Here is a 26,322-nt window from a genome sequence, read left to right as displayed (position 1 = left end):
GGGCGGATCCTCTTGTGACCATCGCCACCACTGACGAGCACAAAGCCGTCGCGGCATCGCTGCGAGGCTGGGCGAGCACGGTCGCGCCGATTGAAACAATGCGGACCGGCGGCTCGGCCGCCTGGCGCGGATACTGGACCGGGTTGACCGAGTTCGGGCTGTTCGAGGTCGCGCTGCCCGAGGAAAACGGCGGTCTCGGCGGCACGGTCGCCGACCTCGCGGTGATGCTGGAGCAGACCGGCGATGACCTGGTCGGCGGTCCGGTGCTGGCCACCGCGCTGGCCGGGCTGATCACCGAGGGCGCGTTCGCCGACGGCACGCCGTGTGCGGTCGCGGTGCCCGGCGCCGATCGGTCCGCGAAGGCGGTCGCCACCGACACGGGTTGGAGTGTCTCCGGCACTTGGGATTTCGTCTACGGCGCCGATGAGCTGACCCGGGTTCTCGTGCCCGCCGACACCGCCGACGGCACCCGCTGGCTGCTGCTGCCCGCCGACGCGGTGACGGTGACCCCGCTGCCGCACGGCGACCACACCGTGCCGCTGGCGCGGGTCAGCGCCGCCGAGGCGGCCGTCGCGGCCGACCACGGCTTCGCGCCGACAGTCGATGTCACCGACCTCTTCGTCGCGCTCGCGGTGTCGGAGCTGGCGGGCATCGCCGGCTGGACCCTGCGCACCGCGGTCGAATATGCCCGTGTCCGTGAACAATTCGGCAAGCCGATCGGCAGCTTCCAGGCGATCAAGCACCTGTGCGCCTGGATGCTGTGCCGCACCGAGCTGATCCGCGCCGTCGCCGCCGATGCCGCCGCCGCGATCGACGAGGGTGGCGACGAACTCGCGATCGCCGCCGCTGTCGCCGCGTCGGTGGCCCTCGACGCCGCCGTCGACAACGCCAAGGACGCCATCCAGGTGCTCGGCGGCATCGGCTTCACCTGGGAACACGACGCGCACTTCTACCTGCGCCGCGCCAGTTCGCTGCGCCAGCTCCTCGGTGGCTCGGCGCGCTGGCGTGCCCGGGTCGCCGAGCTCACCAGGGCCGGTCAGCGCCGCACCACCGGCGCCGAGCGGGTGCTCGGTGACGCCGCCGTCGATACCGCGCTGGCCGACGAGGTCGCCGCGATCGCCGCGCTCGAGCCCGCCGACCGGGCCAGGGCGCTGGTGGAGGCGGGCATGGTGATGCCGCACTGGCCGCGCCCCTACGGCCGGGCCGCCGATCCGATGACCTGCCTCCAGCTCGCCGAACAGCTCCGTCGCGCCGAACTGGCGACCCCCGACCTCGCCGTCGCGGGCTGGGCTGTGCCGACGCTGTTGCGCTTCGGCACCGAGCAGCAGATCGAACGCTACGTCTGGCCGACCCTGCACGGCGAGGTCATCTGGTGTCAGCTGTTCAGCGAGCCCGGCGCCGGCTCCGATCTCGCCGCCCTGCGCACCACCGCCGACAAGGTCGACGGCGGTTGGGTGCTGCGTGGGCAGAAGGTGTGGACCTCGCTCGGCTCCACCGCGAACTGGGGCATCTGCCTGGCCCGTACCGATCCGGGCGCGGCCAAGCATCGCGGCATCAGCTACTTCCTCGTCGATATGCGCGCCACCGGTGTGCAGGTGCGTCCGCTGGTGCAGATCACCGGCGAGGAGAAGTTCAGCGAGGTCTTCCTCGATGACGTGTTCGTGCCCGATGATTGCCTGGTCGGCGCGCTGAACAACGGCTGGAAGATCGCGCGCACCACGCTGTCGGCCGAACGGGTCGCGATGGGCGGCGGCGGTATCGGTGGCGCGCTCGAAGCGCTGCTCGACCGGTTTCCGGTCGGCGGCTGGGGAACAGAGCTGCGTGAGGACCGTTTCGGCACGCTGATCACCTCCTCGGTTGCCGGATCATTGCTGGAGCAACGGATCGCGGTGGCGACGATGGCGGGCGTCGACGCGGGCGCGCAGGCGGGCGTCCGCAAGCTGGTCGGTGTCCGGCACCGCCAGGAGCTGGCGGAATACGCGCTCGAACTTGTCGGCCAAGAGGGTTCACTGGACGGCGATGAACTGAAAGAATTCCTGCTTACACGGTGTCTCTCGATCGCGGGCGGTACCGAGCAGATTCTGTTGACCGTGGCCGCTGAGCGCATTCTCGGCCTGCCGCGCGATGCGGACAGTTAGCTCGATGAGGGAGGACGCCGTGGATTTCACCCGCGACGAAAGCGCCGACGCCGTAGCCGAGGTGGTAGTGAGCCTGCTCGAACGCGAGTCGGCCCGGGATATGGCCCTGTGGCCGAGCCTGGTCGACTCCGGCCTGCTCTCGGTGCCGGTACCGGAACGGTTCGGCGGCGACGGCATGGGACTGCTGGAGGTATCCGCCCTGCTCATGGAGCTGGCCACCGATGCCGCCGCGGTCCCGGCCCTGCCGACCTTCGGGTTCGGCGTGCTGCCGCTGCTCGACGTGCTGTCGGACGAACTGGCCGAGCGGGTACTGGCCGAGGTGGGCAAGGGCACCGTGCTTACCGCCGCGCTCAACGAGCCCGGCGCGCCGTTCACCACCGCGCCGACCACCAAGGCCGTGCGCGAGGGCGACACGGTGCGCATCACCGGTCGTAAGTCCGGCGTGATCTACGCCGCGCAGGCGCGCTGGATCCTGGTGCCCACCGATGCCGGTGTGGCACTGGTGGATTCGGTCGCGCCGGGGCTGGAGATCATCCCGGTGTCGGGTTCGGCGGGCATCCCGGAGGCGACGCTGGTCCTCGACGACGTCGAGATCCCGGCCGACCAGCTGCTGCCCGACGCGCTGCCCGGACTGCACCGCCACGCACTGGCCTGTATCGGCGCGGTCGCCGACGGCCTGTTGAAGGGTGCGATCACGCTCACCGCCGAGCACGTGCGCACCCGGGAACAGTTCGGCAGGCCGCTGGCCGAATTCCAGGCCGTGGCCCAGCAGATCGCGGATCTGTACGTGGTCTCGCGCACGCTGCACGTGGCCGCGGAGTCGGCGTGCTGGGCGCTGGCTCAGGCCGACGCTTCGCCCGAGCACCGGTACCGCGTCGACGAGGACCTCGACGTGCTCGCCTACTGGGCCGCGTCCGAAGTCCCGCGCGCCATGCAGAAATGTCACCACCTGCACGGTGGACTCGGCGTGGATATCACTCACCCGATGCACCGCTACTACTCGCAGGCCAAAGACCTCGCCCGGCTCCTCGGCGGTGCGGGTCTGCGGCTCGACCTCCTGGGAGCAAGATGTTCATCGATCTGACCGCCGAACAGCGGCGGTTGCGCGAAGAATTGCGTTCCTACTTCGCCGACCTCATCAGCCCGGACGAAGCCGCGACGATGGCGGTGGACCGGCACGGCGACACCTACCGCGAGGTGGTGCGCCGGATGGGCCGTGACGGCTGGCTCGGCGTCGGCTGGCCCAAGGAGTTCGGCGGCCAGGGTTTCGGCCCGATGGAACAGCAGATCTTCTTCAACGAGGCTGTCCGCGCCGATGTTCCGCTGCCCCTGGTCACCCTGCTCACCGTGGGGCCGACCCTGCAGAAGTACGGCACCGACGCGCAGAAGAAGAAGTTCCTGCCCGGAATCCTGTCCGGCGACATCCATTTCGCCATCGGCTACTCCGAGCCCTCGGCGGGCACCGACCTCGCGGCGCTGCGCACCAGCGCGGTGCGCGACAACAACGGTGACTGGATCGTCAACGGGCAGAAGATCTTCACCACCGGCGCCCACGAAGCCGACTACGTCTGGGTGGCCTGCCGCACCGGCACGGTCGAGTCGCGCCATCGCGGCATCACGATCCTCATCGTGGACACCAAGGATCCCGGCTACTCCTGGACCCCGATCATCACCTGCGACGGCGCCCACCACACCAACGCCACCTACTTCGACGATGTGCGGGTGCCCGCCGAGATGTTGGTCGGCGAGGAGAATCGCGGCTGGCGGCTGATCACCACCCAGCTCAACCACGAGCGCGTCAGCCTCGGCCCGTCGGGCAAGATCGAACAGCTCTACGACCGTCTGCGCGACTGGTCGGCCGAGCACAGCCTGCTCGGCGAGCCCGAGGTTCGGCGCGCGCTCGGCCGGGTGCGAACCATGGTGCGGCTCAACGAATTGCTGAACTGGCAGGTCGCGGCCGCCGATACCGCGGCGGCGCAGAACGCGGTGATCGCCGACGCCTCGGCCACCAAGATCTTCTCCACCGAATCGCTGCAGGACGCGGGCCGCGTGGTCGAGGAGATCATCGGCCGCTACGGCGACCCGGCCGAGCCCCGCACAGCCGAATTGCTCGACTGGCTGGATCGGCGCACCAAGCAGAACCTCGTCGTCACCTTCGGCGGCGGCGTGAACGAGGTCATGCGTGAACTGGTGGCCACCGCGGGACTCGACCTCCCGCGCGTGCCCCGATGAACAAGGAGCGGCGCGTGCCGGACAGCATCACCCCCGACGATATTCCGGACGCGCTGGCGAGGTTGTCGGCAGCGGGGCAGTCCGCGCCGCGGGCCGGTCGCGACCCGGTGAACCAGCCGATGATCCACAACTGGGTCGAGGCGCTGGGTGACACCAACCCGATCTACGTGGACGCCGAAGCGGCGCGAGCGGCAGGCCATCGCGGCATCGTCGCCCCACCCGCCATGGCGCAGGTGTGGACGATGAACGGCCTGCACGGGGTGCGCACCGCCGACGACCCGCTCGGCCTGGCGACACAGCTGCTCGACGATGCCGGCTTCACCTCCGTGGTCGGCACCAACTGTGAACAGACCTACCACCGCTACCTCGAGCCGGGGGAGGCGGTGACGATCCGCAGCAGGCTCTCGGAGTTCAAGGGCCCCAAGCGAACCGGGCTCGGCGACGGCTGGTTCCTGACCTTCACCACCACCTGGTCGGTCGGCGACGAGGTCGTCACCGAAATGCTCTTCCGCATTCTGAAGTTCGCGCCCGCCGCCGCCACTACGGAGGCGGAGCAGGAGTCGGCGAGCATCGCGCCCGCCGATCGGGTCGGCCCGGTCATCTCGCGCGATACCGAGTTCTTCTGGGCGGGAACCGAAGTCGGCGAGCTGCGCATCCAGCGTCTGCCCGACGGCACCCTGCGCCATCCGCCCATTCCCGCACTGTGGCAGGACAAGTCGGTGCCCACCGACTACCTGGTGGCCGCGGGCACCGGCACGGTGTTCAGCTTCGTGGTGCACCACGCGCCCAAGGTGCCCGGTCGCGACCTGCCCTTCGTGGTCGCCCTGGTGGAACTCGACGAGGGCGTGCGGATGCTCGGTGAGCTGCGTGGCATCGACCCGGCGGAGGTCGCCATCGACGTGCCCGTCCGGGTCGCCTTCGAAAAGCTCGCCGACGGAACCGTGCTGCCCTACTGGCAGGCCGTGTGATGACCGCAAAGGACGCCACGATGACCCCCACCGTCGACCTCGCCACCATCGCGGTGGGAACCACGTTGCCGGAGTTGGTGATCCACGCCGATCCGACCTTCGTGATCAGTACCGCCATGGCGACCAGGGATTTCCAGGATGTGCACCACGACCGCGACAAGGCGGTCGAGCGCGGGTCCGACGACATCTTCGTCAATATCCTCACCGATACCGGTCTGGTGCAGCGCTTCGTCACCGATTGGGCCGGGCCGCGCGCACTGGTCAAGCGCATCGCCCTGCGTCTCGGGGTGCCGCTGTACGCCGGTGACACGCTGACCCTTTCCGGCACCGTCACCGGGATCGACGCCACCCTGGTCACCATCGACGTGCACGGCACCGACAGCCTCGGCGAGCACATCACCGCCACGGCCGTCATCGCCCTTCCCGATCTGGAGCCGAAATGAGCACCACCGCGGCCGAATCCGCTGACAGCCCCGGCCTTTCCGGTCGCGCCGCCATCGTCGGCATCGGTGCCACCGACTTCTCCAAGGACTCCGGTCGCAGCGAATTGCGGTTGGCGGCGGAGGCTGTCAGCGCGGCGCTGGCCGACGCGGGTCTCACACCCGCCGATGTCGACGGTCTCACCACCTTCACCATGGACACCAACACCCAGGCCGCAGTGGCAAGGGCAGTCGGCATTCCGAGCCTGAAGTTCTTCAGCCACATCGGCTATGGCGGCGGTGCCGCCTGCGCGACCGTGCAGCAGGCCGCGATGGCCGTGGCTACCGGCGTGGCCGATGTGGTGGTGGCCTATCGCGCGTTCAACGAACGATCCGGCGCCCGATTCGGGCAGTTCTCGCCCGCGCTGGCCGCCGCGCCCACGTCGTCGGGGATCGACGCGGGCTGGGCCTACCCGCAGGGGCTCGGCACGCCCGCCGCGCAGGTGGCGATGGTCGCCCGCCGGTACATGCACGTCACCGGCGCGACCAGTGCCGATTTCGGCGCGGTGGCGGTCGCCGACCGCAAGCACGCCGCGGTGAACCCCAACGCCTTCTTCTACGGCAAACCGATCACCCTCGAGCAGCACCAGGATTCGCGCTGGATCGCCGAACCGCTGCACCTGCTCGACTGCTGCCAGGAGTCCGACGGCGGCGTCGCCATCGTGGTCACCAGCGTGGAACGGGCCCGCGACCTCGCGCAGCGCCCCGCGATCATCGCGGCCGCGGCCCAGGGCAGCGGCGCCGATCAGTACGTGATGACCAGCTACTACCGCGACGCCATGACCGGCCTGCCGGAAATGGGTCTCGTGGGCGAGCAGCTCTGGGCGCAGAGCGGCCTGACCGCCGCCGACATGCAGGCCGCGATCCTCTACGACCACTTCACCCCGTTCGTCCTCATGCAGCTCGAGGAACTGGGCTTCTGCCCCCGCGGCGAGGCCAAGAACTTCATCGCCGACGGCGCCATCGAGCTCGGCGGACGCCTGCCGCTCAACACTCACGGCGGCCAGCTCGGGGAGGCCTATATCCACGGCATGAACGGCATCGCCGAAGCGGTGCGCCAGATCCGCGGCACCTCGGTGAACCAGGTCGACGCCCTGGAACGCATCCTGGTCACCGCGGGCACCGGCGTACCCACGTCAGGACTGGTCCTGACGTCGTAGCCTCTCGTACGCTCGACCGGGTGACTCCCCGCCACCTGGTCGACGTGCACGTCCTGCTGATTCGCGGCGACCAGGTTCTGCTGAGTCTGCGCCGGAGCGGCGACGAATTCGATCACCGCTGGCACCTGCCGTCGGGAAAGGTCGAAGCCGACGAATCGGTGGCGATGGCGGCGGTTCGGGAAGCGTCCGAAGAGGTCGGGGTCGAGATCGACCTCACCGCCTTGCGGCTGTTTCATGTCGCTCACGTCACCGCGGCGGGGCGCGATGCCCGGCTCGGGCTGTTCTTCCGCGTCGAGGACTGGCGCGGTGAACCTGTCAATCGTGAGCCCGATAAATGCTATGCGCTGCAATGGTTTCCGCTGGCAGAGCTTCCCGCGGATCTGATCGAGTACTCCGCTCTCGGCCTGGCCGCGCTGACCTCGGCCGCGCCCTATTCCGAATTCGGTTGGCGGGCCGAATAGTCGCGTGCACCGGTCAGGAACTCGGCCAGCGGCCGCGCGAACTGGTCGACGGTGCCCGCCGATTCCGCGCGCAGTCCCGCGAAGCGATCGAAGACGAGTCCTTCCAGTAGCGCGAGGAAGTCGTGGGCCGACTCGCTCGGCGCGGCGGCGCCGAGCGCACTGAACAGGTCGGTCGCGCGGTCGAGGGAGAACAGGCTGCCCGCGAGGCGGCCGTGGAGTTCCGGGTCGGACATGACCTCGATGATCAAGGCGTGCCGGGCGATCAGCTCGTTGCGGCGATGGGCGAGTAGGTCGGCGAGCCAGGACGCGATGTCGTGTGCGACCCGTACGGGATCCATCGGCCTGCCTGCGGATTTCGCGCGGGTAAGGCTTTCAGTGTGAGTCGCTGATTCGTGCTGCGCGGCTTCGAAATCCACGCGTGATCGCGTGGTGATCGAGTCGGCGATGGCCTCGATCAAAGCCTGTCGAGTACGGAAGTAGTACGAGGTCGAACCCGGCGGTAAGGCCAGCCGGGTGTCCACCGCGCGGTGGGTGAGCGCGCGGATTCCCCGGGTGGCGATGAGTTCGATAGCGCCCGCCACGATCTGGGTCCGCCGGTCTGTGGACATCGTCACCTCTCCTGGCCGTCGGCGACGCCCGTCCTCTACAACTGTAGAGGAACGAGGAGGTTCGGATGAAACCCGACACGGTGGTGCTCGACCCCGCACAGCAAGCGGCCCTGGACGCGCTCGAAGCACTGCTCGATCCGGTCGACGGACGCCTCTCACCGGGCGGGCACTCCGCTCGACGCACCGGCCCGTTCGGTATCCCGCGCCTGGCCGAAAGCGGTGGTCGGCGCTCGCGTGCCCTGCGCGGGCGTCGGGCCGCACGAGGCAACCAGCCCGGGGGCTCCGTCGAGCGCGATGCCCTGCGGCGATATCGCGCCGGCATCTATCTGCACGGCCGACCGGGACGCGGCAAGACCATGGTGATGGACCGGTTCTACGGCGCGGTCCGGACCTCGCGCAAGCGTCGCTTCCACTTTCACACCTTCTTCGCGGCCCTCCACGCCGCCACCCATGCCCTCGGCTCGGTCGAACGGGCCATCGACGAACTTCTCGGCGGGGCCGACCTGGTCTGCTTCGACGAATTCCACGTCACCGACATCGGCGACGCGATGCTCATCGCCCGCCTGCTCGAAGTTCTCTTCGCCGAGCACCGCACGCTCGTGGTCACGTCGAACTACCGGCCGCGCGATCTGCTGCCCAACCCGCTGTTCCACGACGCCTTCGTGCCGACCATCGAGTTGATCCTGGCCCACCTCGACACCGTCGCCCTCGATGGACCACTCGATTACCGCACCCGCACGCCACACCGCGACACCGGTTTCCTCGCGGGTCGGTACGTGCTCACCGAGGGCGCCGGATCGGCTCCACCGCGTGTGGAGGCGGGCGCGCGGGCCGTCGCGGCTCGGGCGGACCCGCACGACATCGAGCGGCTCGCGGTCGACGTGCCCCTGGGCAACGGCCGCACCCTGCGCGCCCGCACCGCCACCGATGTCATCACCGTCGATTTCCACGACATCTGCGCCGTACCCACCAGTGCCGCCGACTACCTACTGCTCGCCGAGCGCTACCGCCACCTGACCATGGGCGAGGTTCCTCCGCTGCGCGAGGTCCCGCCGGACTGGGCCATGCGCCTGGTGAACCTCGTCGATGTCGTCTACGACGCCGATATCCCGTTCACCATCCACGCGTCGGAGCCCCCGCACGACCTCACGGCCGGCGTCCCCCTGATTCCTGATCTGGCTCGCACCGCCAGCCGACTCGGTGAATTGCCGTTAACTAACGCGTCGAGCGTCCGCGCTGTGTAGCAAGTCCCTGATCTCAGGGGGACAATAAGGGAGAGAGGTTGAAAAGCATCGATTTCCTCTCGAGTGGACCACTCGGCATGTAACTATGTGGCTGTTTTGTGCAGTCTCTGGGGTTTGGTGGTACAGCTGTGATCGGGGTGAATCAGCCCATTACGCGGGCGATCGTCGTGATCGCACTGGTCGTCGCTTCGACGATCGCGTTGCAGGGCACCCTGCCTGGCTCCGGCGCGACTTCGACCGGAGCTCCTTCCGCGCTGCTCGTCGCCGTGATGCCGGTGCTGCTGCTGGTCTCGATCGTCATCCTGGTAGCGGGTGTCATCGCCAGTCAACATCGTCTGCCGCTGGCGATGCCGGAAGCTGAACGCGACGCCCTGCCGCGCATCCAGTGGCGCAGGTTGGCGGTGCTCGTCCCGGTCGCCGTCGCCGCGGTCGCCCTGATCTTCGCCGGCGGGGTCACCGCGCTGTTCCTGCTGCCCGGCGCCCGCCCGATGCGCCAGGCCTCCGAGACGCTGACCGAGGGCTCCGGTCCCGTCCCCACGACCGACACCCATGCCGCCGATCCCACGACCGGACCCACCGAACTCACCGGCACCGCCCTGGTGATCGCGGCGATCCTGGCCATCGTGCTGATCGTGGTCGCGATGGTCGGCCTGGTCGTCGTCGCTTTCGCCGCACGTCGTGAGCCGGTCCCGGTCGCGCCCGTCGAGGACGAACCGATCGCCAGCGAAGTCGACTCCCTCACGCGCGCCGCCGAAATGGGCCTGGCCGCGATGAACGCCCCCGGCCAGGACCCGCGCACCGCCATCATCGCCTGTTATGTGGCGATGGAGCGCGGCCTGTCCAGCGACCACGCCGCCCGCCCGCTGGCCTCGGACACCCCGATGGAGGTACTGGCCAGGGCCTTCGAAAGCGGTGTGCTGCACGATGCCTCGGCCCGCGAGCTGGTCGCGCTGTTCGAGGAGGCGCGCTTCAGTCCGCACTCGATGCTCGAATGGCAGCGCATGCGCGCCGAACAACTGCTGCGCATCGTGCTCACAGATCTACAGCGCAGGTTGGTGACGGCATGAGCGGTCAGCGCCCGGAGGCGGTAGCTCGCGTAACCACGCAGGGCGCCCGAGCATGCCAGGAGGCCACGGCATGAGCGGTCAGCGCCCGGAGGCGGTAGCTTGCGTAACCACGCAGGCCCGAGCATGCCAGGAGGCCACGGCATGAACCGGACTTCGGTGATTGTGACAGCCGTGCTCGCGGTCGCGGTGATCGAAGTGACGTTGGTGCGTCTGGATCGTGACTCGGTGCTGCTCGCGGTCGCCGTGCCGGTGGCCGTGGCGCTGGCGCTGCTGGTCCGGTCGCTGCGGCACCGCGTGATCAGCGAGGAGCCGCTCACCGAGTACATCGACAACGGTCCGGCGGAGATGCTCGGTCGATGGCACGCGCGCGCCGAGATGCTCACCGCGCGTGCCGACGGCACCCGTGCCGACTGGGATCGCCACCTGCGCCCGCTGCTCGCCACGGAATTCGAGCTGTCCACCGGACTGAGGGTTTCCAAGAATCGCCGGGCCACCGAGGCCGCCGGTCAGCTGCAGTTCGGTCCCGAACTGTGGCGCTGGGTGGACCCGGCGAACTCCGCACCGCGCGACCAGACCGGTCGCGCGCCGGGAAGAGAGGCGCTGGACGAGATCCTGCGCCGTTTGCAGACGATGTGAGGGGTTAGAGGCCACCGATGACAATGCCGTTGAACGTGACCGTCCAGCGCTCCGATGCCGTACTGCGTGAGCTGGGCCGTGTCGTGGTCGGCAAGCGAGATGAGCTACAGCTCATCATGATTGCCGTGCTGGCCGGAGGCCACGTACTCATCGAGGACCTGCCGGGACTCGGAAAAACCCTGATCGCGCGGTCTTTCGCGGCCGCGCTCGGACTCGACTTCACCCGCGTGCAGTTCACGCCCGATCTCCTGCCCGCCGACCTGCTCGGTTCGACGATCTACGACATGGCCTCGGGCCGGTTCAACTTCCGGCGCGGCCCGGTGTTCACCAATGTGCTGCTCGCCGACGAGATCAACCGCACCCCGCCCAAGACCCAGGCCGCGCTGCTGGAGGCGATGGCCGAGGGCCAGGTGAGCATCGACGGCGAAACCTTCCTGCTGCCACAGCCTTTCGTGGTGCTGGCCACCGACAACCCGATCGAGTACGAGGGCACCTACCCGCTGCCGGAGGCGCAGCTCGACCGCTTCGCCATCCAGCTGCGCCTCGGCTACCTCTCCGAGGCCGACGAGACCCAGATGATCCGGCGCAGGCTCGAACGCGGTTCCACCGCGCCGCAGGTGGGCCAGGTGGTCGACGCGCAGGGGCTGATGGAGATGCGTCAGTCGGTCGAGTTCGTCACCGTGCACCCCGACGTGGTGAGCTACGTCGTCGCGCTGGCCTCGGCCACCCGCAGCCATCCGCAGGTGGAAGTCGGCGCCAGCCCGCGCGCCGAACTCGACCTGGTGCAGATGTCGCGGGCCAGGGCGCTGCTCCTCGGGCGCGACTACGTGATCCCCGAGGACGTGAAGGCTCTCGCGGTGGCGGGGATGTCGCATCGCATCACGTTGCGCCCGGAGATGTGGGTGCGCCGGATCCGTGGCGAGGACGTCATCACCGAACTACTGCGCCGGCTACCGGTGCCCCGCGCCACGAGCACATGAAGCATCGCGACGAATCCAGAACGGTCGAGGTCGACCTCCGGTGGCGACCCGCGCCGCTGGTGTTCATCCTGGCCGGTTGCGCGGGCGCGGCCCTGGTCGTCGCGGTGCTGCTCGGGCAGTGGCAGCTGGTCGTGTTCGCGGCGCCGATGCTCGGCGTGCTCGCCACCGCGCCCTGGCAGCAGGCGCCGACCAGGGTCCAGGTCGACGGCAGCGGCACCGTGCGCTGTTTCGAGAACGAGGTGATCGGCTGTAACGCGGTCGCTTTCGTCGAGAGTGGGCACGCGCTGCTGCGGATGAACGCCCTGCCGATGCCGGGCCTGGAACTCGAGATCGAGGAAGCTCACGATTCCGGCGGTGCGCCCGCGGGCATGCGACTGGGGCTCTCGGCCGCCCGCTGGGGACGCTATCCGGTGCGGGTGAAGGTGTCCGCGCTGAGTCCGGCCGGTCTGGCCGTCGCGACCACCGAGCTGCCCGCGGCCATGCTCTACGTGTACCCCATCGCCGATCCACAGCGAATGCGCTTGCCGCGCACCGAACTTCCCGACCGCATCGGTACCCACCTGACCCGCAGGCACGGTCCCGGCGTCGAATACGCCGATATCCGTGCCTACACGCCGGGCGATCAATTGCGCGCCGTCAACTGGCCGGTGAGCGCACGGCGCGGCAGGCTCTACGTCACCCAGCGGTTCACCAATCGCTCCGCCGACGTGGTGGTCATGGTCGACACGTCGCAGCAGGCGCCCGGCCCGGCCAGCGATTCGCTGGAACTCTCGGTGCGCGGCGCGGCCCAGGTGGTGCAGTCGACCCTGCAGTCCGGCGACCGCACCGCCGTGGTCTGCCTCGGCGAATCGCCCCGCTGGCTGCGCCCCGACATCGGCCGCAGACAGTTCTATCGCATCGTCGACACCGTTCTCGGCGTCGGTGACGAACACCTCGAGGTAACCGGCACCCTCGCGCCGCACGCCGCCGTTCCGATCGGCGCGATCGTGGTGGCCTTCTCCACGCTGCTCGACACCCAGTTCGCGCTGGCCCTGATCGACCTGCGCAAACGTGGCCACGTGGTGGTCGCGGTCGACGTTCTGCGCGGCACTCCCTTCGCCAACGGCCTCGACCCGACCATGGCCAAGATGTGGCAGCTCGAACGCGCCTCGATGTATCGCGATATGGGCACCGTCGGTGTCGACATCGTCGCCTGGCCCGAAGACACCCGCCTCGACCAGGCGATGCGTCTGCTCCCCGCACACCGCCGAGCGGTCCGGGTGCGCCGATGACAAGATTCCTCGCCATGCTCGCCGGTCTGCTGCTGGTCGCCGCTGTCGCGCTGATCAATCCGCCGGCCGGGGTGCCCGCGCTGGCGCTGGTGATCGCGAGCTGGTGGTGGCGCCCGGCCTCGGTCGGCGCGGTGCTGATCACCATCGCCGCTCTCGCCTTCGCCGACGTCGGCGTAATAGCCGCTGCCGCAACAGGTTTGGTGGCCACCACCTACCTGCTCAATGCCGCCGTCCTGCACGCCCCCGACGGCGTGGTGCCCACCACCATTCCCTCGGTCGGGGGCGCGGTCCTGTTCACCATCGCCGCCGCCACCGCGGCCCTGGTTCCGGTCCAGCTGATCTGGGCGCCCCTGGCCGCGCCCATCCTCATCGTCGCGATCTATGCCCTCTTGGTGAGCGGCCTCGCGGCCAAGAATCCGACCGTCGAGGAGATCCCCAGCGAGTGAGCGTCGTCAGGCTGGGTCTTTGACCAGCACCGCTCGGGTGTAGAGCAGGGTGAAGCCCTGGGTCTGGGAGTTGTGCTGGGAGGCGGACCCGGGCTGGGTGGTGACCACGGCGAGGTCACAGTCCGCCGCGGTCGCGGTGTTGAGCCGGGTGGCCAGTAATGCCGTCTGGACGCCCTGTCGGCGGTGCTCGGGCAGGGTCGCCGCGCCGGCGAGAGCGGCGATGCCCGCGGTCATGCGAAGGCTGGCGCCGCCCGCCGGAGTGCCCGCGCGATAGGCCAGGTATCGGTGAGTGTTGTTGGCGGCAGCCAGGTCTCGTACGGCGGCGGCCAGGATGTCGCGAGGGAAGTCCTCGGTGGCAGGCAGGCCCTCGTCGTCGGGGTGGGCGAAGCCGTCGACGACGATATCGAGCCAGTCATCCAGATCGTCGCCGTCGTCGCGGCGCACTTCGATCGACTGCGCAACCGGCCACGTGCGGTCACGCAGACGCAGGCCGAGCACATTCTCGAAGGATGTCAGCCGGTAGCCGCGCGCGGTCAGTTCGGCTCCGATCCGTGGCTCGGCGAGATGGGCCAACTCGACCTGGACCGGCGCCCCCACCTCGGCATAGGCCTGTTCGACCGCCTCCCACTGTGCCGTCGAGGGTGTCCCGGCGAAGCCGACGCCGACCACCTTGTTCAACGGCGAGTTCGGACCGGCGAAACACGCCGCGCCACCGGCGATCTCCACGGTGAACCCACTCGCGGTCGAGGGTGCCCGGTGAAGTCCCGCGCGCACTCCACCGGCGATGGCCTCGGTCTCCATCCGTTCGATCCGACCGGCCATGCCGATATCGCAGAACAACGCCGCCGCATTCTCGCTCATCAGCCAGTTATATCGCCCCTGTCCAGCGAGTTTCCGGCGACCGACGGGCTAGCGGTCGGGCCGCCAGGGGATTCGTCCGTCGCCGTCGCCGGTGGAGGTTCGGTGCTCGGACCAGTCCCACAGCGGCTGGAGGGATTCGGCGAGCAGGGCGCCTTCGGTGGTGAGCTCGTACGCGCCGCGCTGGCCGTTCTTGCGGATCAAGGCCGCAGACTGGAGTTGCTGGAGTCGGTCCGAGAGCATGCTCGACGAGCAGTTGCCCATGCGTCGGCGGATATCGAGAAAGCCGAGCGGGCCCGGCTCCAGTTCCCAGATCACACGCAGCATCCAGCGCTGACCGAGTAGGTCGATCGCGGCCAGGATCGCTTGCGACGGTTCGTCGCCGGTTGCGCTTCTCATTCAGAAGCACGATAGTTGCTTCTGAATCAGAAGCATGATGGCCGGTCGGGATGGACGAGGAGATCGACGATGGATTCGACAGTGCGGCGAGATCAGCGGATCGTGCTGGTCACCGGGGCCTCGCGGGGGATCGGGGCGGAGGCGGCCGCGCAGTTCGGCGCGGCGGGGGCGCATGTCGTGGTGAATTTCCGGGAGAAGCGCAAGCGGGCCGAGAACGTCGTGGACGGGATCGTGGCGGCGGGCGGCAGCGCCTCGGTGCTCGGCGCCGATGTCTGCGATCCGGCGGCTGTCGAGACGATGGTCGAGGAGATCGGCCGGATGTCCGGTCGGTTGGATACCCTGGTGCTCAACGCATCCGGCGGGCTCGAGCGCGATGCCGATCCGGGCTACGCCCTCCGGCTCAACCGGGACGCGCAGGTGAACCTGGCGACGGCGATGCTGCCGCTGATGCCGGAGGGTGGCCGGATCGTGTTCGTCACCAGCCATCAGGCGCACTTCATCCACGAGAACGACAACGTGCCATCGGGTTACGCGCCGATCGCGCGGAGCAAGCGCGCGGGTGAGGACGCGTTGCGCGCGTTGATTCCCGAATTCCGTTCGCGTGGAGTCGGTTTCACGGTGGTGTCCGGCGACATGATCGACGGGACGATCATCGTGCGTCTACTGGAACGCCGCGACCCGGACAGCGTCGAGTCCCGCCGCGCGGCAGGCCCGTTGCCCACCGTCGAGGACTTCGCGCGGGTGATCGTCGCGGCGGGCACCGAAGCGGTCGCCGACGGACACACGTATTTCGTCGGCGGCGATGACTATCTCGCCGCCGGTGCGCTCACGCGCTGACGCGCGGTATCCGCACGCTGAGGTCGGTGATGCACTCGCGCAAAGCCGAACGACGTGACCCGGGTGCCGGGTCACGTCGTCGAGGGGGTGCTGTCAGGCCGAGGCGGTGACGGCGGCTTCGCGTTGGAGTTCCAGGGCGATATCGATGAGCTGGTCTTCCTGGCCGCCGACGAGCTTGCGCTTGCCCGCGCGGACGAGCATTTCGGCGGCGGAGACACCGTAGCGTTCGGCCTGGCGTTCGGCATGGCGCAGGAAGCTGGAGTAGACACCCGCGTAGCCCATCATCAGCGCCTGACGGTCGAGCAGGCACTCCGACGGCATGGCCGGGCGGACCACGTCCTCGGCGGCGTCGGTGACAGCGAAGAAGTCGACGCCGGTCTTGACACCGAGCTTGTCGCAGACGCCGATGAAGGCTTCGACCGGCAGATTGCCCGCGCCCGCACCGAAGCGGCGAGCCGAGCCGTCGATCTGGGTGGCGCCCGCACGCACGGCGTAGACCGAGTTCGCCACGGCGAGGCCGAGGTTCTCGTGGCCGTGGAAACCGACCTGGGCGTCGTCGCCGAGTTCGGCGACCAGGGCCGAGACGCGGTCGGAGACCTGCTCGAGGACCAGCGCGCCCGCGGAATCGACGACGTAGACGCACTGGCAGCCCGCGTCGGCCATGATGCGGGCCTGCTCGGCCAGCTTCTCCGGCGTGGTGGAGTGGGCCATCATGAGGAAGCCGACGGTCTCCAGACCCAGATCCCGCGCGTAGCCGAAGTGCTGAATGGACACATCGGCTTCGGTGCAGTGGGTGGCGATGCGGCAGATGGACGCGCCGTTGTCCTGCGAGATCTTGATGTCCTCCTTGACGCCGACGCCGGGCAGCATCAGGAAGGCGATCTTGGCCTGCTTGGCGGTCTCCGCGGCGGCTTTGATCAGTTCCTGCTCCGGGGTCTTGGAGAACCCGTAGTTGAACGAGGACCCGGCCAGACCGTCACCGTGGGTGACCTCGATGACCGGGACACCGGACGCGTCGAGCGCGCCGACGATGTCGCGAACCTCGGTCACGGTGAACTGGTGACGCTTGTGATGCGAGCCGTCGCGCAGCGAGGTATCGGTGACACGCACATCGAGTTCGCCCGAGTAGGGCTTCAGCACATTGCTCATGGTCGCATTTCTCCCTTACACCCGAGCCGAGAGGATTTGATCGGCCAGCACATCGCCGACCTTGGTGGCCGCGGCGGTCATGATGTCGAGGTTGCCCGCGTACGGCGGCAGGAAGTCGCCCGCGCCCTCGACCTCGACGAAGATCGACACCTTCGCCAAGCCGCCGGATACCAGCGACGGTTCGTCGAACTGCGGGTCGTTGAGCAGCCGGTAGCCGGGCACGTACTCCTGAATGGACTTCTCCATCCGGAAGATCGACTCGGAGATCGCGTCGCGATCGGCATCCTCGGGGATGGCGCAGAAGATGGTGTCGCGCATGATCATCGGCGGCTCGGCCGGGTTCAGGATGATGATGGCCTTACCGCGTTCGGCGCCGCCGATGGATTCCACACCCTTGGAGGTGGTCTTGGTGAACTCGTCGATGTTCGCGCGGGTACCCGGTCCGGCCGACACCGAGGACACCGAGGCCACGATCTCGGCGTAGGACACCGGGACCACCCGCGAGACCGCGTTGACCATCGGAATCGTGGCCTGACCACCGCAGGTGATCATGTTGACGTTCGCCGCGTCCCGCAGTGAATCCAGGTTCACCGGGGGGATCACGGCCGGGCCGACAGCGGCCGGGGTGAGGTCGACGGCGCGGATACCCGCGGCCTCGTATTTCGGCGCGTACGCGCGGTGCACGTAGGCGGAGGTGGCCTCGAACAGCAGATCCGGCTTCTCGTCGAGGGCGAGCAGCCAGTCCGCGCCCTCGGCGGAGGTTTCCAGACCCAGCCCGCTCGCCCGCTTCAGCCCCTCCGAATCGGGGTCGATGCCGATCATCCAGCGCGGCTCGATCTTGTCCGAGCGCAGCAGCTTGTAGAGCAGATCGGTGCTGATGTTGCCGGACCCCACGATCGCGGCGGTGACTTTGCTGGTCACGGTGTTCTCCTAGGAAGTCTGGTTCAGCTGAAACGCAAGCGGACGGAACCGAGTCCGGTGAACTCGGCGAGGAAGTCGTCACCGGGGCGGGCGTCGATGGCGCGGGTGCAGGAACCGGGTAGCACGATGTCGCCCTTCTTCAACCGCACCCCGAAGGTCGCGACTTTGCGCGCCAGCCACGCGACGGCGATCACCGGATCGCCCAGCACCGCGTCGCTGCGGCCCTCGGCGATGACCTCGCCGTTGCGGGTGAGCACGGCGTCGATGGCCTTGATGTCGATGTCGCCGGGTGCGACGCGTTCTTTGCCGAGCACCCATCCGGCCGAGGAGGCGTTGTCGGCGATGGTGTCGGTCAGGCCGATCTTCCAGTCGTTGATGCGCGAGTCGATGAGTTCGATCGAGGGTGCGTACGCCACGGTCGCGGCCAGCACGTCGGCCTCGGTGCAGTCCTGGCCGGGCAGGTCGGCGCCGAGGATGAACCCGACCTCGACCTCCACGCGCGGCAGCAGGAACTTCGAGGTGTCGACGGGGACGTCTTCGTAGACCTCCATGTCGGCGAGCAGGTGACCGTAGTCGGGCTCGTCGACGCCCATCATCTCCTGCATCGCCTTCGACGACAGCCCCACCTTGTGCCCGACCACCTTCGCGCCGGACCGGAGCCGACGCTGGATATTGAGCAGCTGGATCTCGTAGGCATCGACCACATCGATATCGGGGAACCGGTCGACGAGCGGCGGCACGGCCACGCGCTCGTCTTCGGCGCGGGCCAGTTCATCGGCGAGATGGGTTCGTACCGCGTCAGGCAGCACGCGGACCTCCTTGGCAGCACAGTCAGCACGGTCGGCAGAATCTAGACGCCAAAACTGTAACCGGTTTTCCGATTCAGCATCGGCCGTTCACCTGACAATACAACGCTACATCTGGTGATTTCTGCAACATGTTCTACTGAGTTCGATTTTTATCTGTCCAACGACCGGACCCTTCTATAACGTGTTCTACATGAGTGATCGGGAATACGATGTCGTGGTCGTCGGGAGCGGCGCCGCCGGGATGACCGCGGCCCTCACCGCGGCCCACAAGGGACTGAGCGTTGTGCTGCTGGAGAAGGCCGCGCACTACGGCGGGTCGACGGCCCGATCCGGCGGTGGCGTCTGGATTCCGGGCAACAAGGCGTTGCTCGCCGCGGGCAGGCCCGACGACCGCGAGGACGCGCGCACCTATCTGCACAGCATCATCGGCGACGCGGTGCCCACCGCGAAGATCGACACCTACCTCGATCGCGGCGCCGAGGCGTTCGACTTCGTCCTCGACCACACTCCGCTGAAGATGAAGTGGGTTCCCGGCTACTCCGATTACTACCCCGAAGCGCCGGGCGGGCTCGGTCAGGGGCGCTCGTGCGAACCGACACCGTTCAACGGCAAAGTGCTCGGCGCGGAACTGGCCAACCTGGAACCGCCCTACGCCAAGGCGCCGCTGAACGTGGTCGTCATGCAGGCCGACTTCGTGCGGCTCAACCTGATCCGCCGTCATCCCAAGGGCGCGATGCGGGCGTTGCGCGTCGGCGCGCGCACCTACCTGGCGAAGTGGACCGGCAAGCATCTGCTCGGCATGGGGCAGGCCATCATCGCCGCCATGCGCAAGGGCCTGCTCGACGCGGGCGTGCCGGTGCTGCTCAACACCCCACTCACCGACCTGGTGGTCACCGACGGCACGGTCACCGGGGTCAAGGCCACCGTCGACGGCGAACCGGTCACCTTCACCGCGCGCTACGGCGTGATCCTCGGCGCGGGCGGGTTCGAGCACAACGCCGACATGCGGGCCAAGTACCAGCGTCAGCCGATAACCACTGAGTGGACAACCGGCGCCGCGGCCAACACCGGCGATGGCATCGTCGCGGGCATGGCAGCGGGCGCGACGGTCGGGTTCATGGAGGACGCCTGGTGGGGTCCGACGATCTTCAAGGGCGGCAAGCCCTGGTTCGCGCTGGCCGAGCGCAATCTGCCCGGCACCATCATGGTCAACGACCGGGGCGAGCGCTTCGGCAACGAATCGGCTCCCTATGTCGAGGCGGTGCACACCATGTACGGCGGTGAGTACGGTCAGGGCCCCGGCCCCGGCGAGAACGTGCCGTCCTGGCTGGTGTTCGACCAGCGCTACCGCAACCGCTACATCTTCGCGGGTCTGCAACCGGGACAGCGCTTTCCGTCGCGCTGGCTGGAGAACGACAACATCGTCAAGGCCGACACGATCGCGGAGCTGGCCGAGCGCATCGGCGTGCCCGTCGAGAGCCTGACCTCGACGGTCGAGCGCTTCAACGGCTTCGCCGCCACTGGCAAGGACGAGGATTACGGCCGCGGCAACAGCCACTACGACCGCTACTACGGCGACCCGACCGTGAAGCCGAATCCGTGCCTGGCCGAACTGTCGCAGGGCCCGTTCTACGCGGCGAAGATGGTGCCCGGCGACCTCGGCACCAAAGGCGGCCTCGTCACCGACACGGCCGCACGTGTGCTGCGCGAGGACAATTCCGTCATCGACGGCCTCTACGCCGCGGGCAACACCAGCTCGCCGGTGATGGGCCACACCTACGCGGGCCCCGGCGCGACCATCGGCCCCGCGATCACCTTCGGCTACCTGGCTGTGCTCGACATCGTCGCCAGGAAGAAGACCGACTCGGCGAAGGCGACCGCATGAGGGTCAGCCCCACCATCACGATCGGCTATCTGGCCGTCATCGACGTCTCGATGACCGGGTCGGCGGACGAGGTCGACGGATGAACCAGCCTTTCGCACTGTTCAGCGGACAAGCAGGAGTAACCGATGCCCATTGATCTGTCGACCGCGCTCGGCGCGACACTGCCCTCGCGCGAGTTCAGCTGGACGGCCACCGACGTGCAGCTCTATCACCTCGGCCTCGGCGCGGGCGCTCGTCCGACCGACCCGGCCGAGCTGGCCTACCTCGACGATCGCGCACCCCAGGTGCTGCCGACCTTCGCTGCGGTGGCGCCGACCCTCGGCGAGACCGAGCCGCCGCGGGTGAGTTTCCCCGGTATCGAGATCGACCTGGCCAAGGTGGTGCACGGCCACCAGGAAGTGGTGGCGCACCGGCCGATTCCGGCCGCGGGCAAGGCGCTCTGGGCTGGTCGGATCGTCGAGATCTGGGACAAGGGCGCCAACGCGGTGATCGTGCAGGAGCACACCATCACCGGATCCGACGGCGAACCGCTGTGGACCGCCCGCTCCTCCATCTTCGCCAGGGACGAAGGCGGCTTCGGCGGCGAGCGCGGTCCGAGCGCCCGCACCGAACTGCCCGATCGCGCCCCCGACGCGGAGCTGCTCACCCCGACACTGCCGCAGCAGGCCCTGCTGTACCGCCTCTCCGGTGACCGCAACCCCCTGCACTCGGACCCCGAATTCGCCCGTGGCGCAGGCTTTCCCGCCCCGATCCTGCACGGGCTGTGCACCTACGGCACCGTCTGCAAAGCCGTCACCGACCACTTCCTGGACAGCGACGCCACCAGGGTCGGCGGTTTCCGCGCCAAGTTCGCCGGCGTGCTCTACCCGGGCGAGACCCTGCGCACCAAGGTCTGGCGCGAGGACGATCAGCTGATCGCGGTCGTCACCGTGGTCGAACGAGACGACGCCCCCGTCCTCAGTGATGTCGTCCTGCGGATCGCCTGACCCGGACAGCTGATCAACCGGGGATCGCGCGAGAATCGCCCGCGAGCGATTCCGTGTGATCGTCGGTCGATCCAGGCATCGCCGGCGCCGGGCCGGTCCAGCTGCCGGTGGTGACGGCCTGCTCGATGGCCGCGAATCCCGCGGTGCGCATTCGGCCCGCCGCGATCAGGGCCGCCGCCTTGGCGATGTTGAGCCGGGACCACGGGCTTCTCGGGCGCCGGGGCGAGTAGCGCTGGAGGTAGTGGTCGGCGTCGTAGGCGCGGCGGTGGCTGTCGATCCAGCCGTAGCAGAGGGCGCCGTCGAGGGTTTCGGTGATCGTCACCGAGGGCTCGGGGGCGCCCTTCTTGGCAATCCGCACCCAGACCTCGCCCGCGTCGTCATGATTGGCCGCCAGCCAGGCCGTCCATTCGGCCGCGTCGGCGCAGGTGATGAATTCGATCCGGTTCATGAGTCCCATCCTGCTGGGAAAAGTGCTCACCAAATGAGCGGTTTACGCCAGCGAAATCAGGGACGGGGCGGCCGCCGTCCGGGAGGGGTACGACGCGGCGAACGCTATGGGTCGATGGGCAGTGCGGCGAGCAGCGTTCGAGCGGCCTGTCGTGCCTGGTCCGCGCGCTCTGGGCTGTCGATGCCCTGGAGGTGGAAAGCCCAGTGAGCCTCGAACAGGCACGCGAGGGCATAGGCGGTGGCGGCGACGCGCTCGGGTGGCGCGGTCGGGTAGGCGACCTCGAGTCGGTGTTCCAGTCCCGGCAGCCACCGGTCGCTCCAGAGTTCGCGAAGCCGTTGCCGGACCACGGATTCCCTGGCCGACAGGGCGACCAGTTCACACCACACCACCAGGTCGTCGCGACTCTCGTACGCGCCCGGTCCGAACATCAGCGCCACGCGCTCCTCGATCGGCTCGTCGGCCCCGAGGCGCAACATCGCGTCGCCGTAGGCCGCGACCGCATCGGTGATGAACGCCTGCATGAGCCCGTCCCGGCTGCCGAAATAGTGCAGGACCAGGGTGCGTTGGACGCCCGCCGCCGTGGCCACTCGCGACAGTGTCGTGGCGGCGAAGCCCTCCTCGGCCACCACTGAGCGCGCCGCCCGCAGGATCTGGGCGATCCGCTCCTTGGCCTTGCTCGGGCGGCCGACTTTATTTACTGTCATGATAGTCAATATATTCGACGGGAGGCAGTGATGCGAGTACTGGCACTGGGCGGGGCAGGGGAAATGGGGCGGGTCGCGGCGCGTGTCCTGCGCGCCGACAGCAGGGTGACCAACGTGACGATCGCCGATCGGGACGAATCGGCGGCGTGCAGGGTGGCCGCTGAGCTCGGCGCCGAAGCCCGCGGTCTCGACGTCACCGACGCGGCGGCGCTGGCGCACGCCCTGCGCCAGGTGGACATCGTCGTGAACACGGTCGGTCCGTATTTCCGCTTCGGCCCGCCGATCTTGGCCGCCGCCATCGCCGCGGGCTGCGACTACATCGACATCTGCGACGATCCGCAGCCGACCATCGAGATGCTCGAACTGGGCGCACGGGCGAAGGCGGCGGGCGTCACCGCACTGCTCGGGATGGGTGCCAGCCCCGGCGTCGCCAACCTGCTCGCGCTGCGGGCCGGCGCCGAGCTCGACCGGGTCGACTCCCTGATCACCGGCTGGAACATCCACTCGGCCCACCCCGCGTCCGAGACCACGGGTCCGACCGCCGCGGTCGTCCACGGCATGCGGCAGATCAGCGGGAACATTCCGGTCACCCGCCACCGGACGCACACCGAACGCCCTGCGCTGCAACGGGTTCGGTTCGACTACCCGGGACTCGGTCCCAGTGCGGGCCGGAGCTTCGGTCACCCGGAGGCGATTACGCTGCCGCTGGCCTTCCCCGACGTTCGGGAGGCGACCTCGGTGGCCGTCGGCGATCGTTCGACCTCGGCCGCGCTGCTCGCGCTGCGCTGGGCGATCAACCGCCGACTGCTGACCGTCGACCGCGCGGCCGGCCTGGCTGCCCGGGCGGAACGTCTACTGCCCGCCGACCCGGCGACCCTCGTCGCGGCCGGTCGACTGCCACCGCTGTTCGCGATCGCCACGGGCGTGCGCGACGGCTCCGAGGCGACGGTCGCCACGGCACTGTGTCAGGTCCCCGGTTTGTCGATGGCCGAGAACACCGGTGTGCCGCTGGCGATCGGCGCGCTACTTCTGTCGATGGAGTCCAGGCCGGGTGTCCACGTACCCGAGACACTGCTCGACCCTGACCGGTTCTTCGCCGCGTTCGCGCCGCACTGCATCGGCCTACCGGACCCGTCGGCGATGACCGTCACCACCCGCAGCTGGGCCGGCGCCGAGGCCAACGCCGCGGCACTGTCCTCGGCACTGCTCACCGCACTGGTCGCCGCGGGCTGAGCGGCCCGCTACCAGTGCGGGGCAGCGGCGTTCACAGCCAGGTGTCGAGGCTGGTGGTGGTGAGGAAGTGGTCCAGGTCCGCGCGCCAGGGGGCGGGGGTGGTCTTGTCCGGCTCGATGCCGGTGTACTGGCCGCGGTAGAACAGCAGCGGTCGCCCGCCGGTGGTTTCCGATTCCGCGAGCGCGTGGACCCGGCCGATGACGATGTAATGGTCGCCGCCGTCGACGACGGAGTCGACCGTGCATTCGATGGTGGCCAGCGACTCGTCGATCACCGGAACGCCGAGTTCGGAGGTGTGCCAGGAGACTCCGGCGAATTTGTCGGTCTCCCTGGAACCGAAACGCGCGCAGACCGGCTGCTGTTGCTCGGAGAGCACGTTCACGCAGAACTTGCCCGCCGCCTCGATCGCCGCCCAGGAGCGCGAGCCCTTGGTGGGGCAGAACAGCACCAGCGGCGGGTCGAGGGAGAGGGCGGCGAAGGACTGGCAGGCGAACCCGATGGGGTCACCCGCCGGGTCGAGCGCGGTGATCACGGTGATGCCGGTGCAGAACTGCCCGAGCACCGTGCGGAACTGCCGGCCGTCGATCGCCGGGGTCTGTTCGGTCATGTCCTTCGCCGCCGTTCCTATTGCTGCTTGAATCCGACAGTGAAGTCGTGACCCCACAGGCTGACCGCGGTCGATTCGCGGGCGACCCAGGCGTGGTCGTCGACTTCCAGTCCCTCACAGCCGAATTCGATGTCGAATCCGCCGGGCGTCTTCATGTAGAACGACAGCATCTTGTCGTTGATGTGCCTGCCGAGGGTGGCCGACATCTTCACCTTCTTGCGATAGGCGCGGTCGAGGCAGAGGCCGACGTCGTCGGAGTTTTCCACCTCGACCATGAGGTGCACGATGCCGGTGGGATTGGGCAGCGGCAGGAACGCCAGCGCGTGGTGGCGCGGGTTGCAGCCGTAGAAGCGCAGCCAGGCCGGGTCGCCGTCGGCGGGACGGCCGACCATCTGCGGCGGCAGCCGCATGGAGTCGCGCAGCCGGAAACCGAGGATGTCCTGGTAGAAAGCCTGTGCCGCGGCATCGTCGGTGCAGGTGAGGACCACATGGCCCAGGCCCTGCTCGGCGGTGACGAACTTGTGGCCGTAGGGGCTCACGAAGCGGCGGCCCAGGTATTGCGCGCCGTAGAACGCCTCGAGGGTGTTGCCGGACGGATCCTGGAATCGGATCATGCCCTCGACGCGGCGCTCACCGAGCTCCTCCTTGGTGCCCTCGGTGAAGTCGACCCCGGCCTTGTCCAGGGTCTCGCGCAGCTGTTGCAGGCCGGGAGCGTCGGTGACCTCCCAGCCCGAGACCAGCAGCCGATCCTGCTCACCGGGGACGATCACCAGGCGGGCGGCGAAATCGTCCATGCGCAGGTAGAGCGCGTCGGGGTCGAGCCCGCTGCCCTCCATCATGCCGAGCACCTTGAGGCCGTATTCGCGCCAGGCCGCCATGTCGGTGGCCTCGATGCGCATGTAGCCGAGTGCGCGAATGCTCATCTACTTCTCCCCGAGGAAATCGACCGTGAGCCGGTTGAACTCGTCGAACTTCTCCAGCTGTGCCCAGTGCCCGCAACCGCCGAACACGTGCAGCTGCACGCGCGGGATCACCTTGGTGGCCACGAGCGCGCCGTCGAGGGGGTTCACCCGATCCTCGCGACCCCAGATGAGCAGCACCGGCTGACGCAGCTTGTACGCGTCACGCCAGAGCATGCCCTTCTCGAAGTCGGCGCCGGCGAAGGACTTGCCCATCGCCTTCATCGCGGCCAGCGATTCGGGGGTATTGGCGAGCGCGAACCGCTCGTCGATCAGCTCTTCGGTCACCAGGGACTGGTCGAAGACCATGATCCGCAGGAACTTCTCCAAGTTGTCCCTGGTCGGTTCGTAGGTGAACCGGGAGAGCAGCCGCACGCCCTCGGTGGGGTCGGGCGCGAACAGGTTGGTGCTCAGCCCGCCGGGACCCATCAGCACGAGTTTGCCCGCGCGGGTGGGGTGGTCGAGGGCGAAGCGCACCGAGGCGCCGCCGCCGAGGGAGTTGCCGAGCAGGTGCACCCGGTCGGTGATCTCGAGGTGATCGAGCAGTGCGAGCAGCGCGTTGGAGCTGTGCACGAAGTACTGCGGGTGGTCGATCGGCTTGTCGGACTTGCCGTAGCCCGGCTGATCCGGCGCGATCACGTGATAGCGCTCGGCCAGGACCGGGATGTTGCGGGCGAAGTTCGACCACGCCGACGCGCCGGGCCCGCCGCCGTGCAGCAGCACGATCGTGGTGGGGTTGCCGACGCCCGCCTCGTGATAGTGCAGTGTCAGGTCGGGGGTGACCTGCGCGAAGCGGGAGGTCGACGCGTACGTGAGTTCAGCGGTCTGCGTCATCGG

Annotated in this window: 28 protein-coding genes; 17 read left to right on the top strand and 11 right to left on the bottom strand. The window is 68.7% G+C overall.

The annotated features are described in order from the left end of the window. Positions 1 to 14: 14 nt before the first annotated feature. The 7 genes from NA12_RS21450 to NA12_RS21420 are packed head-to-tail and all read left to right on the top strand — an operon-like array spanning position 15 to position 7,438. A complete protein-coding gene (locus NA12_RS21450) occupies positions 15 to 2,138 on the top strand; it encodes an acyl-CoA dehydrogenase family protein (protein WP_067454162.1) in 2,124 nt (707 codons plus the stop codon). Positions 2,139 to 2,142: 4 nt separating this feature from the next. Continuing rightward, on the top strand, positions 2,143 to 3,222 hold the full coding sequence (locus NA12_RS21445) for an acyl-CoA dehydrogenase family protein (protein WP_174551115.1): 1,080 nt from the start codon (positions 2,143 to 2,145) through the stop codon (positions 3,220 to 3,222). Then, the gene (locus NA12_RS21440; protein ID WP_067454156.1) at positions 3,207 to 4,370 is read left to right on the top strand and encodes an acyl-CoA dehydrogenase family protein; all 1,164 of its coding nucleotides are present in this window, start codon (positions 3,207 to 3,209) and stop codon (positions 4,368 to 4,370) included. The genes NA12_RS21445 and NA12_RS21440 overlap by 16 nt, the downstream gene beginning before the upstream one ends. Before the next feature lie 14 nt (positions 4,371 to 4,384). Then, positions 4,385 to 5,338, top strand: a complete 954-nt coding sequence (locus tag NA12_RS21435; RefSeq protein WP_067454658.1) for a bifunctional MaoC family dehydratase N-terminal/OB-fold nucleic acid binding domain-containing protein — start codon at positions 4,385 to 4,387, stop codon at positions 5,336 to 5,338. 20 nt (positions 5,339 to 5,358) lie between these two features. Then, positions 5,359 to 5,781, top strand: a complete 423-nt coding sequence (locus tag NA12_RS21430; protein ID WP_067454655.1) for a MaoC family dehydratase — start codon at positions 5,359 to 5,361, stop codon at positions 5,779 to 5,781. After that, a complete protein-coding gene (locus tag NA12_RS21425; RefSeq protein ID WP_067454152.1) occupies positions 5,778 to 6,977 on the top strand; it encodes a lipid-transfer protein in 1,200 nt (399 codons plus the stop codon). Before NA12_RS21430 ends, NA12_RS21425 begins: the two co-directional genes overlap by 4 nt. A 20-nt stretch (positions 6,978 to 6,997) precedes the next feature. Further along, positions 6,998 to 7,438: an NUDIX hydrolase gene (locus NA12_RS21420; RefSeq protein WP_067454149.1), complete on the top strand. Its 441-nt coding sequence runs from the start codon at positions 6,998 to 7,000 to the stop codon at positions 7,436 to 7,438. Here NA12_RS21420 and NA12_RS21415 read toward each other — a convergent pair. Continuing rightward, complete coding sequence (locus NA12_RS21415; protein ID WP_067454652.1) at positions 7,408 to 8,046, bottom strand: TetR/AcrR family transcriptional regulator; 639 nt, start codon at positions 8,044 to 8,046, stop codon at positions 7,408 to 7,410. The two genes, NA12_RS21420 and NA12_RS21415, sit on opposite strands and share 31 nt — an antisense overlap. A 65-nt stretch (positions 8,047 to 8,111) precedes the next feature. On the opposite strand from NA12_RS21415, the gene zapE reads away from it, so the two are divergent. The 6 genes from zapE to NA12_RS21385 all read left to right on the top strand — a co-directional run bounded on the left by zapE (position 8,112) and on the right by NA12_RS21385 (position 13,690). Further along, positions 8,112 to 9,290 carry a cell division protein ZapE gene (zapE, locus tag NA12_RS21410; protein WP_067454146.1) on the top strand — a complete coding sequence of 393 codons (1,179 nt, stop codon included), beginning with the start codon at positions 8,112 to 8,114 and terminating at the stop codon, positions 9,288 to 9,290. A 137-nt stretch (positions 9,291 to 9,427) separates the two neighbouring features. Then, on the top strand, positions 9,428 to 10,357 hold the full coding sequence (locus NA12_RS21405; RefSeq protein ID WP_067454649.1) for a DUF4129 domain-containing protein: 930 nt from the start codon (positions 9,428 to 9,430) through the stop codon (positions 10,355 to 10,357). A 141-nt stretch (positions 10,358 to 10,498) separates the two neighbouring features. Continuing rightward, positions 10,499 to 10,993, top strand: a complete 495-nt coding sequence (locus tag NA12_RS21400) for a hypothetical protein (protein WP_067454143.1) — start codon at positions 10,499 to 10,501, stop codon at positions 10,991 to 10,993. Between the two features lie 17 nt (positions 10,994 to 11,010). Continuing rightward, positions 11,011 to 11,973, top strand: a complete 963-nt coding sequence (locus NA12_RS21395; RefSeq protein ID WP_067454140.1) for an AAA family ATPase — start codon at positions 11,011 to 11,013, stop codon at positions 11,971 to 11,973. After that, on the top strand, positions 11,970 to 13,244 hold the full coding sequence (locus NA12_RS21390) for a DUF58 domain-containing protein (RefSeq protein WP_067454137.1): 1,275 nt from the start codon (positions 11,970 to 11,972) through the stop codon (positions 13,242 to 13,244). Before NA12_RS21395 ends, NA12_RS21390 begins: the two co-directional genes overlap by 4 nt. After that, entirely contained in the window at positions 13,241 to 13,690 is a 450-nt protein-coding gene (locus NA12_RS21385) for a hypothetical protein (RefSeq protein ID WP_067454135.1), read from the top strand. The genes NA12_RS21390 and NA12_RS21385 overlap by 4 nt, the downstream gene beginning before the upstream one ends. A gap of 6 nt (positions 13,691 to 13,696) precedes the next feature. On the opposite strand, the gene NA12_RS21380 is transcribed toward NA12_RS21385, so the two are convergent. After that, positions 13,697 to 14,530, bottom strand: coding sequence for a GNAT family N-acetyltransferase (locus NA12_RS21380; protein ID WP_067454646.1), 834 nt, complete (start codon positions 14,528 to 14,530; stop codon positions 13,697 to 13,699). Positions 14,531 to 14,599: 69 nt separating this feature from the next. Then, the gene (locus NA12_RS21375) at positions 14,600 to 14,947 is read right to left on the bottom strand and encodes a winged helix-turn-helix transcriptional regulator (protein WP_067454132.1); all 348 of its coding nucleotides are present in this window, start codon (positions 14,945 to 14,947) and stop codon (positions 14,600 to 14,602) included. 69 nt (positions 14,948 to 15,016) lie between these two features. Here NA12_RS21375 and NA12_RS21370 point away from each other — a divergent pair, with 69 nt between their 5' ends. Further along, complete coding sequence (locus NA12_RS21370) at positions 15,017 to 15,784, top strand: SDR family oxidoreductase (RefSeq protein ID WP_067454129.1); 768 nt, start codon at positions 15,017 to 15,019, stop codon at positions 15,782 to 15,784. Between the two features lie 93 nt (positions 15,785 to 15,877). On the opposite strand, the gene dmpG is transcribed toward NA12_RS21370, so the two are convergent. Genes dmpG through NA12_RS21355 form a run of 3 tightly spaced genes read right to left on the bottom strand, consistent with a single transcriptional unit; the run spans position 15,878 to position 18,663 of the window. Continuing rightward, positions 15,878 to 16,933, bottom strand: a complete 1,056-nt coding sequence (gene dmpG / locus NA12_RS21365) for a 4-hydroxy-2-oxovalerate aldolase (protein ID WP_067454127.1) — start codon at positions 16,931 to 16,933, stop codon at positions 15,878 to 15,880. A gap of 15 nt (positions 16,934 to 16,948) precedes the next feature. Continuing rightward, a complete protein-coding gene (locus tag NA12_RS21360) occupies positions 16,949 to 17,854 on the bottom strand; it encodes an acetaldehyde dehydrogenase (acetylating) (protein ID WP_067454124.1) in 906 nt (301 codons plus the stop codon). 23 nt (positions 17,855 to 17,877) lie between these two features. Beyond that, a complete protein-coding gene (locus tag NA12_RS21355) occupies positions 17,878 to 18,663 on the bottom strand; it encodes a 2-keto-4-pentenoate hydratase (protein ID WP_067454121.1) in 786 nt (261 codons plus the stop codon). Between the two features lie 181 nt (positions 18,664 to 18,844). On the opposite strand from NA12_RS21355, the gene kstD reads away from it, so the two are divergent. Continuing rightward, positions 18,845 to 20,548, top strand: a complete 1,704-nt coding sequence (kstD, locus tag NA12_RS21350; protein ID WP_067454116.1) for a 3-oxosteroid 1-dehydrogenase — start codon at positions 18,845 to 18,847, stop codon at positions 20,546 to 20,548. Positions 20,549 to 20,673: 125 nt separating this feature from the next. Further along, positions 20,674 to 21,534: an enoyl-CoA hydratase ChsH3 gene (gene chsH3, locus NA12_RS21345; RefSeq protein ID WP_067454113.1), complete on the top strand. Its 861-nt coding sequence runs from the start codon at positions 20,674 to 20,676 to the stop codon at positions 21,532 to 21,534. A gap of 13 nt (positions 21,535 to 21,547) precedes the next feature. On the opposite strand, the gene NA12_RS21340 is transcribed toward chsH3, so the two are convergent. Both NA12_RS21340 and NA12_RS21335 read right to left on the bottom strand, forming a co-directional pair. Continuing rightward, complete coding sequence (locus NA12_RS21340; protein WP_067454110.1) at positions 21,548 to 21,982, bottom strand: YdeI/OmpD-associated family protein; 435 nt, start codon at positions 21,980 to 21,982, stop codon at positions 21,548 to 21,550. A 104-nt stretch (positions 21,983 to 22,086) separates the two neighbouring features. After that, the gene (locus NA12_RS21335) at positions 22,087 to 22,686 is read right to left on the bottom strand and encodes a TetR/AcrR family transcriptional regulator (RefSeq protein WP_067454109.1); all 600 of its coding nucleotides are present in this window, start codon (positions 22,684 to 22,686) and stop codon (positions 22,087 to 22,089) included. 30 nt (positions 22,687 to 22,716) lie between these two features. Here NA12_RS21335 and NA12_RS21330 point away from each other — a divergent pair, with 30 nt between their 5' ends. Further along, on the top strand, positions 22,717 to 23,919 hold the full coding sequence (locus NA12_RS21330; RefSeq protein ID WP_067454106.1) for a saccharopine dehydrogenase family protein: 1,203 nt from the start codon (positions 22,717 to 22,719) through the stop codon (positions 23,917 to 23,919). A gap of 31 nt (positions 23,920 to 23,950) precedes the next feature. Here NA12_RS21330 and hsaB read toward each other — a convergent pair whose 3' ends face one another. From hsaB to hsaD, 3 genes are read right to left on the bottom strand one after another with little or no spacing between them, the layout of a single operon-like run. After that, the gene (hsaB, locus tag NA12_RS21325; protein ID WP_067454103.1) at positions 23,951 to 24,526 is read right to left on the bottom strand and encodes a 3-hydroxy-9,10-secoandrosta-1,3,5(10)-triene-9,17-dione monooxygenase reductase subunit; all 576 of its coding nucleotides are present in this window, start codon (positions 24,524 to 24,526) and stop codon (positions 23,951 to 23,953) included. A gap of 17 nt (positions 24,527 to 24,543) precedes the next feature. Further along, the gene (gene hsaC, locus NA12_RS21320; protein WP_067454100.1) at positions 24,544 to 25,449 is read right to left on the bottom strand and encodes an iron-dependent extradiol dioxygenase HsaC; all 906 of its coding nucleotides are present in this window, start codon (positions 25,447 to 25,449) and stop codon (positions 24,544 to 24,546) included. Continuing rightward, complete coding sequence (hsaD, locus tag NA12_RS21315) at positions 25,450 to 26,319, bottom strand: 4,5:9,10-diseco-3-hydroxy-5,9,17-trioxoandrosta-1(10),2-diene-4-oate hydrolase (RefSeq protein WP_067454097.1); 870 nt, start codon at positions 26,317 to 26,319, stop codon at positions 25,450 to 25,452. Positions 26,320 to 26,322: the final 3 nt, after the last annotated feature.

The sequence above is a fragment of the Nocardia alba NBRC 108234 genome, from assembly GCF_001612665.1.
Taxonomy (GTDB): domain Bacteria; phylum Actinomycetota; class Actinomycetes; order Mycobacteriales; family Mycobacteriaceae; genus Nocardia; species Nocardia alba.
The sequence above is the reverse complement of the archived record's forward strand: the minus strand, read 5'-3'. Positions and strand labels throughout refer to the sequence as shown.

Coding starts and splice junctions, on each gene's coding strand:
- NA12_RS21430 (WP_067454655.1), top strand. CDS start 5,359: ATGACCCCCACCGTCGACCTCGCCACCATCGCGGTGGGAACCACGTTG.
- hsaC (WP_067454100.1), bottom strand. CDS start 25,449: ATGAGCATTCGCGCACTCGGCTACATGCGCATCGAGGCCACCGACATG.
- NA12_RS21340 (WP_067454110.1), bottom strand. CDS start 21,982: ATGAACCGGATCGAATTCATCACCTGCGCCGACGCGGCCGAATGGACG.
- NA12_RS21370 (WP_067454129.1), top strand. CDS start 15,017: ATGGATTCGACAGTGCGGCGAGATCAGCGGATCGTGCTGGTCACCGGG.
- NA12_RS21385 (WP_067454135.1), top strand. CDS start 13,241: ATGACAAGATTCCTCGCCATGCTCGCCGGTCTGCTGCTGGTCGCCGCT.
- NA12_RS21415 (WP_067454652.1), bottom strand. CDS start 8,046: ATGTCCACAGACCGGCGGACCCAGATCGTGGCGGGCGCTATCGAACTC.
- hsaB (WP_067454103.1), bottom strand. CDS start 24,526: ATGACCGAACAGACCCCGGCGATCGACGGCCGGCAGTTCCGCACGGTG.
- chsH3 (WP_067454113.1), top strand. CDS start 20,674: ATGCCCATTGATCTGTCGACCGCGCTCGGCGCGACACTGCCCTCGCGC.
- NA12_RS21440 (WP_067454156.1), top strand. CDS start 3,207: ATGTTCATCGATCTGACCGCCGAACAGCGGCGGTTGCGCGAAGAATTG.
- dmpG (WP_067454127.1), bottom strand. CDS start 16,933: ATGAGCAATGTGCTGAAGCCCTACTCGGGCGAACTCGATGTGCGTGTC.
- NA12_RS21375 (WP_067454132.1), bottom strand. CDS start 14,947: ATGAGAAGCGCAACCGGCGACGAACCGTCGCAAGCGATCCTGGCCGCG.
- NA12_RS21330 (WP_067454106.1), top strand. CDS start 22,717: ATGCGAGTACTGGCACTGGGCGGGGCAGGGGAAATGGGGCGGGTCGCG.
- zapE (WP_067454146.1), top strand. CDS start 8,112: ATGAAACCCGACACGGTGGTGCTCGACCCCGCACAGCAAGCGGCCCTG.
- NA12_RS21390 (WP_067454137.1), top strand. CDS start 11,970: ATGAAGCATCGCGACGAATCCAGAACGGTCGAGGTCGACCTCCGGTGG.
- NA12_RS21425 (WP_067454152.1), top strand. CDS start 5,778: ATGAGCACCACCGCGGCCGAATCCGCTGACAGCCCCGGCCTTTCCGGT.
- NA12_RS21400 (WP_067454143.1), top strand. CDS start 10,499: ATGAACCGGACTTCGGTGATTGTGACAGCCGTGCTCGCGGTCGCGGTG.
- NA12_RS21395 (WP_067454140.1), top strand. CDS start 11,011: ATGACAATGCCGTTGAACGTGACCGTCCAGCGCTCCGATGCCGTACTG.
- hsaD (WP_067454097.1), bottom strand. CDS start 26,319: ATGACGCAGACCGCTGAACTCACGTACGCGTCGACCTCCCGCTTCGCG.
- NA12_RS21335 (WP_067454109.1), bottom strand. CDS start 22,686: ATGACAGTAAATAAAGTCGGCCGCCCGAGCAAGGCCAAGGAGCGGATC.
- NA12_RS21445 (WP_174551115.1), top strand. CDS start 2,143: ATGAGGGAGGACGCCGTGGATTTCACCCGCGACGAAAGCGCCGACGCC.